This is a genomic window from Acidovorax sp. SUPP1855 (assembly GCF_030158955.1).
Classification (GTDB): Bacteria; Pseudomonadota; Gammaproteobacteria; order Burkholderiales; family Burkholderiaceae_C; genus Paracidovorax.
In genome coordinates, this window is sequence record NZ_BQXI01000062.1 from 1 (window position 1) to 10,294 (window position 10,294).

A 10,294-nucleotide genomic window follows, 5' to 3' on the forward strand; every position below is an offset into this window, starting at 1 on the left:
CTTGTGTTGGCGCGAGGCCTCAGCGAACAGGTCGAACTTCAGGGCGCTACGGGGAGTGATCATGGCAAAGGATGGAGCACGCGTTCTCGATCAACAAGGGACCGGATGGGTTTTGAGAGGTTCCCATCAACGCGAGTCCTTTCGGATTAGATGGCATCTTCGGGGCGGGGGTTTACATGGCCCGCATCGGCAGGCCCCTCAATGGATTCATCGAGAAGGTTTCGCGCATCCCCATCCACATTTCCACTCCAGCAGGCACAGTGCGAATCGTGCCCTACCTTGTCTATGTGAGGTGGGGCTTCCAAGGCGTTAAGGTCGCAAGATGAAACCCGTTCCCCCATCACGTGTAGTGCGCAGAGCAACCGTCCTATTCGCCTGGATATGCTGGGGGATCGCCTACTGGCAGTCGAACTGGTGGTGGTTCGCTGGCTCATTCGTGCCGTACCTACTGTCCAATAGCTTCAGCCACTTACTGGACAGGAATCAAAGTAGCGAGTAACCGGGAAATTTACCCTGGTCAGGGCGCTTGATCCAGAGTGGTTTTAGCGCCCCCGGACAATCTGAATCCCGAGCGCAACTTCCCCAGCCTGTTTGAGCCGTTCAAGGCTCGGCGCCGGATATCTATGGCAAAAAACAATCGTGATGACCTGGCCGGGTGCGCTGAAGCGGGACTTCCTGACGCAAGGCTAGGCGCGGAGACGGCAGGCCCTCCTATGCGATGGTCGTGGCGATTGAAAAGGTGATCAGGAACGGGCCGAAGACGCGGAGCTTTGGAGGCGCAGCCAGCACCATGCAGGTTTGGGAGACGCTTGCTGCATTGATGGCGACTTAATAATATATTTTTTATTTCATCTGCTATCAATAAGACTCCTAACCGGCAACCGAAACACTGTTGCAAAGATATTTCACCAAAACTTTAAAGCCAAAGACGTTTAAAAATCCCTCATAGTCATGACAAAATTTATTAACTGATGCGTTTGGTCGCCTTAGTTTTAAAATCAATTGCGTGCTGTAACTCAATTCGAATTCCCAATTCTTCGCAGATCTGCTGCTTCTCCCGCTCTGCTGTTCTATACATATGAATGCGAGAATACACAATCCAACGCAGCACTGATTGCGCAAAAGCCGACTTCAGCACACGACCATTTAACTCTCTCAACTCTGCCAAAGTAATAGGATCAGGCGTTTCTAATTTCCCAGCCATCGCCACCAATCTATTGGCTACCGTATCATTTGTTTTTATATAACGATCAATTGCTGGACTCATGCTGCGCGAGCCTACACTTGAACCGACACGATGAATAAACCAAAATGATAAGCGCCCAACAACCTGAAATATTTTAACTTTTATGGCTTTTTCTCTAATTGCTTTACTCCCACTTCCGTTATCACCCATCTGAAGAGCTTCAATCAATTCTGCCATCACCCCTTCAGGTGTTGCAGCAAATATTTCAACAAAACTACGAAGAGCCCTCAACCCACCCTGGAACAACGTGTCAATTAAAGATTGTTTAGTTTTAGAATCTATTGAGCCAAAATTTGCCTTAAGCGCTGAGCCAAGTATTTCCACCCCTCTAATCAAACCATTAATCTCAGCCAAAAGATCCAGTACGATTCTTTGAGCCTCATCATCATCACTAAAATCCTTACTTACTAAAATTCCGTCAAGCCCCACCTCCACGCCTTCATTATGGATCTGCACATTGTTACGCACTGCCAATTCATTTTCTTTAGAAAAAACCAAAGCTGGCAGATTCTCAACATAATCATCAAGTTTGGCTGTGTCATGATTGAAAGCCAACGGTTTAACGGTGGAAAATCTTGAATCTATCGATTTTTTCAAAGCATCAAAAACTACCGTCCCATCAGTAGAATGATGAGCTAAAAAGAGCATTGCGTTGCCTAGCTCTCTGACGTGTAAGTTTTTACAGCATTCGCCAATGAAACCAACTATTTCTTGATCTTCAAGATTTCTTGACAAAAATCGCCCAAGGAAAAAGAAATAACTATAGGGATATCTAAATCCAATCTCCTCATCGGTCAATAAGAAGATATTTGCTTCTATAAGGGTTCTTCTTCTACCCTCATAATTTATAGAGAGATCGAATTTATCCTCAAACGCCGAGTGAAAAGCTCGAAAATCTTTATCCGAAACTTTTTGCTTTTCTCCATTTTTCAAAAACCATGCAAACTGCGAGCAGTAATTAAGCACCTCATGAGTCTGCTCGTGCCGAACTTTTGAATTAAGAGCACCCAAAATCATATACTCATAATAATATCCGAGTGCGCTATTCTCCAACCCATTGGATTGACCCAAATCTTGGCTTTGCAGGAGAATTAAGAGAAATAGAGGATATGAGGGCACCAACCCACGCCCGACCACGCGGGAAATCAATAAGTCAGTTGCATCTACGGCACTCGTACTAGTATTTTGGCCCTAATCAATATCAAACCACTTTTTCACCAACTCGTAGCGCAACCTAAAACCAAATTCCAATAAAAATACTTGATTAATATCCCTTAACGCTGAGAACTCCTCCCCCAGAAGAGCTTCTTTAAGTTGAAAAGAACTATCAGCAGTAGCAAAAATAGCTTTAGATTGATTTTTCAATCTCTCAAACACCGACCCAAAATATCTATCTGGAAATTCATAGGCATCCAAATTATCCAACAAAAGAAACTTATCCGATGGTGCCGCTTGAAGTACTTTATCGACATGTCCCGAGCCATACTGCTCTTTAACACAGCCCTCCAACAAGCGCTGAATTTCGCGCTCAGAAGAACTTTTTAATCTATTCCCATTTAAATATATCGGATAAAAACCAGCGTCTAACAACGCAATATATATCTGCTTTAATAAAGCGGTTTTCCCCGATTTCTGCTCTCCTTTAATAATTACAGAATCCGATTTCCCAAGTTTTTCAAAAAGAGATTTTGCCGAAGTAACCACAGGCGATTTTTCGTCATCGTCCGATGGCTCAATTTCAGGAAAAACATATATATCATTCAACTCTAGCCGTTGTTTAGCCTGATGAGTTACATTTGCACCAATATCACGTAAAAAATCACTCCACTCTGGCGAAAGAGATACAACTTGATGCTTATCAGGTAGCATTTGAGTTAGAACATCACCTGCCGATACATATCTATCAGCATTCCACTCAAAGGGAGCACATTCAATCGTATTAGTAGAAAAGTCTAGCAATAAGACATTAAAACCCGAGTTGGCAGACCCGTGCTCTTGCAAAGCAGCACCTTCTACAAAAATCGTGCGCCCAGTTTCACTATCAAAATTTGTCCCAAAGTTTGACTCGTGTTCATGACCTGTAATACAAATCTCAGCGCAATCGCGAGTTAGGCGACGAAAATCCCGAAATTGTCTCGACGACACCCAATGAGCAGGGTGGTGCATTATTAATATCCGGATGGCGCCATTTTGCCCAGAGCCGCTATTTTTTAAGCCGCTTGGAAAACCAAGAGAGCCTGGTTCTGTTCGTTTCTCGCAGCTCCATGCATTGTTTACACAGGACAGCTCAATCCGGTTATTTTCAACATTCAAAACAGATGTCCTCCATATCGGAGAATGAGCCACAGAGGGTAAAGTTTCGTTAGCAAGGCGAAAATCCTCATACGCCCCAAATGGCAATACACACTGCTCAACAGCATCTATATCAATATCGACAGGATCTTCAGTTGCCAGCTGCTTTAGCAGGCGAGAGCGAACACTACCCTTTGGCAGATCAAAGTCTGCATCATGATTTCCTGGGCACATCAACACATCCACCGGCAAGTTAGACCTTTTAGAAAACTCTGCCTTTATTCCATCAATAAGCAGTTGAGCTTTATCAAACTGCTTTTTCTTTCCAGATTGGGAAATATCGCCACTCACCACCATAAGAATATGTGCAACCAATGACTGCATGGATTGCGTAGCTGCCACGATTTGATTCGCACGATGATGAACATCTTTGTCATCTTCCTTGAAATGGATATCCGAGAGATGGAGAATAAGTAATGAAGCCATTTTTTTATTATCAACGAATTGATCGATAAAAAACTTATGTATGACTAGGTATAAATACCGAGCAAGACCCTCATGAACTAGGCTAGAGCACCTGAGCCGCTCTATCGATAAAAGCCAAGGAGTTCAGGTCCTCAAATTTTTAATGCAAAGCTTTTGATCATGATGTGACGCTGTTGAATTTCGCCGAAGGATTGAAATTTGGGAACCTCTCAAAACCCATCCGGCCCCTTGTTGATCGAGAACGCCTGCTCCATCCTTTGCCATGATCACCCCCCGTAGCGCCCTGCAGTTCGACCTGTTCGCTGAGGCCTCGCACCAACAAAAGAGAGATGAGGTAGGCAATCCGCTGCAGGTGATCGCGCGGCACATCGACATCGCAGAACTGGCCCGGCTAGTGGATGCCTTGATCAAACGCGGGGGTGGCCGCCGGGGCGGTCGGCCCGCCTAACGCCGAGATAATGGTGCGCATCCTGGTGTTAAAGCGGCTGTACAACCTGTCCGATGAGCAGACGGAGTATCAGTTGCTGGACCGAGGGAGCTATCAGCGGTTTGTCTGTTGCAGGATGCGATGAACGTGCCGGACCGCAACACGATCTGGCGCTTTGGCGAGCGCCTTGGCGTGGGCGGGACAGCCTTGTTCCAGAGGGTGGATGCCCAACTGCAGCGCCACGGCTACATCGCTCGGGGCGGGCAGGCCATTGATGCCACGCTGGTGCCCGCGCCCCGACAGCACATCGGCCAGCAGGAGCGGCGAACGCTGGCACAAGGCGGGCAGCCGGACTGGAGCCAAGCGCGACTCAGGCAAAAGGACGTGGAGACCACGCACACGAAGAAGCACGGCAAAAGCCACTTCGGCTACAAGCTCAGCGTGAGCGTGGACCTCAAGCACGGATTCATACGCCGCCTCGCCACGGGCACGGCCAGCGAGCACGACGGGCACCACTTCGAGGAGGTGCTGGACATGCACAACACCGGGCGGGCAGTGCATGCAGACAAGCCTACCCGAGCCGCCAAAGGCGCCAGATGCTGAAAGTGCTGGGATTCGTGGATGCGATGCAGCACCGCGCGCAGGCGGGCCGACCACAGAGCGAATGCCCAAAGGGGCGCAACCAGCGCATCGCAAAGAAACGAGCCAAGGTGGAGCACGTGTTCGCCGGTATCCGCAACCTGGGGGGGCAAGTTCGTGCGCACCATCGGGCAGGCGCGCGCCACGGTGCGGATGACGGTGATGGCCGCCTGCTACAACATGAAGCGACTGGCCTGGTTCCTGCATCGGGGCGTGGATGCTTTCTTCAAGCCCGCCACTGGCAAGGCACAAGTGCGCCTGCAAACGGTGAAAGCCTGAGCCATCGGGCCTGCAAGGCCCCTCATGCACCAGACTCAAACCGCCTCTGGGCCTCATCACGCATTCAAACGGCTGCTGGCGCCCACTCGTCCCTATTCGGATTCGTCAAACATGGCGGTGTTAGAGGCTCCCTGCAGAGAACGGGCGCAAACTGAACTGTTCTAGCTAAATCACAGCTCAAGTCCCTCTTATCTTGATCTCCCTCAAACACCCCACCAACGCCTGCGTCACCGGCGTCCCTTCCACCCCCCGCATCCGGATCAGCCCCACCGGCGGCAACTCGATCTCCACCGGCACCTTCACCACCGCCAGCATTCCCTGCTCCGCGAAATGCCGCGCCACCGTGCGCGCCATGAAGGCCACGGCGCCGCGCTGGTGCAAGAAGGTGATCTGCGACAGGAACGACGCCGACTCCACGATGTCGGCCGGCGGGTGCAGGTCGTGCGCGAAGAACTGCTGCTCCAGCTTCACCCGCAGCGAGGCCCAGGGCGGGGGCAGCACGCAGGGCTGCCCGGCGATGTCGGCCCAGCGGGGTTTGCGCTTCGTGGCCAGGGGGTGGCCAGGCCGCACGACGGCGACCATGGGGTCGTCGTAGAGGGCCTCGGTTTCCAGGTCGGGTGATGCGTAGCCCGGCTCCAGGCGGCCGACGAACAGGTCCAGCTCGCCCAGGCGCAGCTTCGGCAGCAGGCGCGTCAGGTCGCCCTCTTCGATCAGCACGGTGGTGTGGCGGGACCGGGCCTTGAGCTTTTCCACCGCCTGCGCCAGCAGCACGGGCGTGGCGGCCACCATGGCGCCCACGCTGGTGCGGCCGCGCGCGCCGCTGGCCTCGGCGGCGATCTCGTCGCGGGTGCGGTCGTAGCCGGCCAGCACGGACCGCGCGAAGCGCACCACGCTCGCACCGGCCGCGGTGGGCTCGGTGCCGCGGGTGGAGCGGTCGAACAGCGGCAGGCCGAACATGCGCTCGATCTCGGCCAGGGTCTTGGAGACGGCGGGCTGGGTGACGGAAAGGAAATCCGCCGCGCGGCCGACATGGCGAAACTGGTCCAGCGCCACGAGCATCTGCAGGTGCCGCAGCTTGAGGTTGGAGCGTAAAACGCGGTCGATCTGGCTCATGGGGCGTGGGCGTGGAAGGTGGTTGAAGGAAAGGACAGGAAAGGAAGCCGCAGGTGGGCGATGCAGCCCGGGCACCGGGGCACAGGCCGGCACGGGCCGGCCGCGCCCCGGTCAGCGGTGCAGCACGAACTGCCCGGTGAACTGCACCGCATCGTCCTCGCTGCCCTCGGCCCGGACGCCGGTGTGCAGCGCAAGCCGCGCGCGGCCGCGGCGCTGGTACGTGGTAATGAAGGTGCGCCACAAGGCCGGGTCGGGCGCTTCGCAGATCGCCACCGCCGCCCCGCGCACGGGCAGCGGGTAGCGGATGTGGCTCTCCTGGATCACGATGTGGCCCCCCTCGATGCCCGCCTCCCGCAGGCGCAGGTGCAGCCAGCCCCAGCCGGCCAGCACGGCGCCGCAATACAGGCTGCCGCCGAACATGGTGCTTTTGTGGTTGACGTTGGGCTCCAACGGCAGATGCAGGTGCAGCGCGTAGTCCTCCCAGCGCAGCACGGTCAGGCCCATGTCGCGGGTGAGCGGGATGTCGTGGTGCAGCACCTGCTGCAGGGCCTTGGTCGGTTCGGTGGTCATCGGTGCGTCTTTCAACAAAGGGGAAGGTGCCGTTCGGATTCATAACCTGCGGGCTATGAAGCGAGTCTGCTAATTCATTGGAAAGCAATGATTGTCTGCCCAAGAATCCGGCCTGTGCTTTCCCGATAAAAAACAGACCGGAGACATCGATGAATTCTTCCCGCCCCTTGCAGCGGCGCCAGTTCGTGCTGGGCGCCGCCGGCGCGGCCGCCCTGGCCGCCACGTCCACCCTCCTTCCCTCCCGCGCCCTGGCCAACGGCTACCCCGAGCGCCCGATCACCTTCATCTGCCCCTGGCCCGCCGGCGGCACGGCCGACCAGTCGATGCGCACGCTGTGCACGGTGGCCGGCCGCATCCTGGGCCAGGCGGTGGCGCTGGAAAACCGCGCCGGGGCCTCCGGCATGATCGGCTCGAAGGCCCTGGCCTCCGCCCGGCCGGACGGCTACACGATCGGGCAGATCCCGATCTCGGTCACGCGGTTTTCGCAACTGGGCACGCTGCAGGCCGATCCGCGCAAGGACTTCACCTACCTCGCTCGCACCTCGGGCCAGACCTTCGGCATCGCGGTGCCGGCCGATTCGCGGTTCAAGACGCTGCAGGACTTCGTGCAGCACGCCAAGGCCAACCCCGGCCAGGTGACCTATGCGCACGCGGGGGTGGGCGGTGCCACGCACGTGGGCATGGAGGAATTCGCCAGCGTGGCGGGCATCCGCCTGAACCACGTGCCGTTCAAGGGCGGCGCCGAAGCGTTGCAGGGCGTGCTGGGCGGCCATGTGGATGCGCTGGCCGATTCCAGCTCGTGGGCGCCGCATGTCGAAGCGGGCAAGCTGCGCCTGCTGGCCACCTGGGGCGAGCAGCGCACCGCGCGCTTCAAGGACACGCCCACGCTGCGCGAGCTGGGCTACGACGTGGTGGTGGATGCGCCCAACGGCATCGGTGCACCCAAGGGGCTGGACCCGGCCATTGCGGCGAAGCTGCGCGAGGCCTTCCGCCAGGCCGTGGCGAGCCCCGAGTTCAAGGCCGTGGCCGACCGGCTCGATGCGCCGCTGCTGTACCTGGACGGCCCCGACTACGAAAAATACGTGAACACGGTCTACGCCAAGGAGACCGTGCTGATCGACAAGCTCAAGCTGCGCGAGCTGATGAAGAGCTGATGCCGAGCGAACGGGCGGCGGCATCGCAGCCGCCGCGCCGCCCCACCCCGCGAGAGAGCGCACGCCCCCCCCTAAGCGCCCCCACCCGAAAGCCCCACCGATGAACGCCATTGCGCCGCTCCCCGCCCCCACCGACAGCCCGCTGCTGCACCTGCACCCCAACGACAACGTGCTGGTGGCCAAGTCGGCGCTGGCGATCGGGCAGGCCATCGCCGAACTGGGCGTGCGCACGCGCGCCCAGGTGCCGGCGGGCCACAAGATCGCCGCGCGGCGCATCGCGCAGGGCGAGCAGGTGAAGAAGTACAACACGGTGATCGGCGTGGCCACGCGCGACCTGGAGCCGGGCGACTACGTGCACAGCCACAACATCGAACTGGTCGATTACTACCGCGACCCGGCCTTCGGTGCGGACGTGCGGCCGGTGGACTATGTGCCGCAAGCCGAGCGCGCCACGTTCCAGGGCTTCGTGCGCGAGGACGGCAGCGTGGGCACGCGCAACTTCATCGGCATCCTGTCGTCGGTGAACTGCTCGGCCACGGTCATCAAGCAGATCGCCGCGCACTTCACGCCCGAGCGGATGAAGGCCTTCCCGCACGTCGATGGCGTGGTGGCGTTCGCGCAGACGAGCGGCTGCGGCATGTCGTCGCCCAGCGAGCATTTCGACGTGCTGCGCCGCACGATCGCCGGCTATGCGCGCCACCCCAATCTGGCGGGCGTGCTGATCGTGGGCCTGGGCTGCGAGCGCAACCAGGTCGATGGGCTGGTGGATTCGCAAGGATTGCAGCGCGGGCGCCTGATGCGCACGCTGGTGATGCAGGAGGTGGGCGGCACGCGCGCCACCATCGCCGCGGGCGTGGAGGCGATCGAGGCGATGCTGCCCGCCGCCAACGCCGCGCGGCGCAGCACGGTGAGCGCGAGCCACCTCAAGATCGGGCTGGAGTGCGGCGGCTCGGATGGGTTCTCGGGCATCACGGCCAATCCGTCGCTGGGCGCGGCGATGGACGTGCTGGTGCGCCACGGCGGCACGGCCATCCTGTCGGAAACGCCGGAGATCCATGGCGTGGAGTTCATGCTCACGCGCCGCGCGATCACGCCCGAGGTGGGGCAAAAATTGCTGGACCGCTTGGCCTGGTGGGAGCGCTACGCGGCCGGGCAGAACGCGCAGTTCAACGGCGTGGTGGGCCACGGCAACCAGGCCGGGGGGCTGGCGAACATCTTCGAAAAGTCGCTCGGCTCGGCGATGAAGGGCGGCACCACGCCGCTGCGCGCGGTGTACGAATATGCCGAGCGCATCGACGAGAGCGGCTTCGTTTTCATGGATTCGCCGGGCTACGACCCGGTTGCGGCCACGGGGCAGATCGCCAGCGGCGCGCAGCTGATCTGCTTTACCACCGGGCGCGGCTCGATGTTCGGCAGCAAGCCGGCGCCGACGATCAAGCTGGCCAGCAACACGGCCATGTACCAGCGGCTGGAGGAAGACATGGACATCAACTGCGGCGTGATCCTGGACGGCGAACTGACGGTGCCCGAGATGGGCCAGCGCATCTTCGAGCAGATCCTGCGGCACGCGAGCGGCGGCGCCACCAAGAGCGAGCTGCTGGGCCTGGGCGACCACGAGTTCGTGCCGTGGCACCTGGGCATCGTGAGCTGACCCTGGCTGAACCGGGCCAGGCACCATCACTACAAAATTGATAGCACAATGCCCTAGTGTCATTTGCACTGGAGCCCGATTTCATTCCAACCCCATTCCGTCCCTCCCATGCCCCTGACCCTGCCCCTGACTCTCCACCGCCCCGACCTGATCCGCAGCGCCAACTTCATCGCGGGGCACTGGCACCCCGGCCCCGGCGCGCTGCTGCCCGTGACCGACCCCGCCACCGGCACCGTCATCACCGAGGTGCCCGACTCCGGCGCCCCCGAGGCCCGGGCCGCACTGGAGGCCGCCCATGCCGCCTTCCCCGCCTGGCGCCAGGTGCCCGCCAAGCAGCGCGCGGCCATCATCAAGCGCTGGAACGATCGGGTGCTGGCCCACCAGGACGACCTGGGCGCCCTGATCTCCATGGAGCAGGGCAAGCCCCTGGCCGAGGG

7 protein-coding genes and 2 pseudogenes are annotated in these 10,294 nt (G+C 58.1%); 5 read left to right on the top strand and 4 right to left on the bottom strand.

The features are described from left to right. Window positions 1–542: 542 nt before the first annotated feature. Window positions 543–832, top strand: a pseudogene (locus AVMA1855_RS26000) (tartrate dehydrogenase); the annotation flags it as partial. Between the two features lie 132 nt (window positions 833–964). On the opposite strand, the gene AVMA1855_RS26005 reads toward AVMA1855_RS26000, so the two are convergent. Both AVMA1855_RS26005 and AVMA1855_RS26010 read right to left on the bottom strand, forming a co-directional pair. Next, on the bottom strand, window positions 965–2,317 hold the full coding sequence (locus AVMA1855_RS26005) for an STAND family AAA ATPase (protein WP_284427927.1): 1,353 nt from the start codon (window positions 2,315–2,317) through the stop codon (window positions 965–967). A gap of 120 nt (window positions 2,318–2,437) precedes the next feature. Continuing rightward, window positions 2,438–4,024 carry a metallophosphoesterase gene (locus tag AVMA1855_RS26010; RefSeq protein WP_284427928.1) on the bottom strand — a complete coding sequence of 529 codons (1,587 nt, stop codon included), beginning with the start codon at window positions 4,022–4,024 and terminating at the stop codon, window positions 2,438–2,440. A gap of 265 nt (window positions 4,025–4,289) precedes the next feature. Between AVMA1855_RS26010 and AVMA1855_RS26015 the strand changes: the two are divergent. Then, a pseudogene (locus AVMA1855_RS26015) lies at window positions 4,290–5,369 on the top strand (IS5 family transposase). A 177-nt stretch (window positions 5,370–5,546) separates the two neighbouring features. On the opposite strand, the gene AVMA1855_RS26020 reads toward AVMA1855_RS26015, so the two are convergent. Together AVMA1855_RS26020 and AVMA1855_RS26025 are read right to left on the bottom strand one after the other, a co-directional pair. Continuing rightward, window positions 5,547–6,482 (bottom strand): LysR substrate-binding domain-containing protein, encoded by a 936-nt coding sequence (locus AVMA1855_RS26020; RefSeq protein WP_284427929.1) that lies wholly within the window; start codon window positions 6,480–6,482, stop codon window positions 5,547–5,549. 111 nt (window positions 6,483–6,593) lie between these two features. Then, on the bottom strand, window positions 6,594–7,052 hold the full coding sequence (locus tag AVMA1855_RS26025) for a thioesterase domain-containing protein (protein ID WP_284427930.1): 459 nt from the start codon (window positions 7,050–7,052) through the stop codon (window positions 6,594–6,596). Between the two features lie 149 nt (window positions 7,053–7,201). Between AVMA1855_RS26025 and AVMA1855_RS26030 the strand changes: the two genes are divergently transcribed. The 3 genes from AVMA1855_RS26030 to AVMA1855_RS26040 all read left to right on the top strand — a co-directional run. Further along, entirely contained in the window at window positions 7,202–8,206 is a 1,005-nt protein-coding gene (locus AVMA1855_RS26030) for a tripartite tricarboxylate transporter substrate binding protein (RefSeq protein WP_284427931.1), read from the top strand. Window positions 8,207–8,306: 100 nt separating this feature from the next. Then, window positions 8,307–9,857: a UxaA family hydrolase gene (locus AVMA1855_RS26035; RefSeq protein ID WP_284427932.1), complete on the top strand. Its 1,551-nt coding sequence runs from the start codon at window positions 8,307–8,309 to the stop codon at window positions 9,855–9,857. A 120-nt stretch (window positions 9,858–9,977) separates the two neighbouring features. Further along, on the top strand, window positions 9,978–10,294 hold a 317-nt coding region (locus AVMA1855_RS26040), incomplete at its 3' end, for an aldehyde dehydrogenase family protein (protein WP_502870387.1).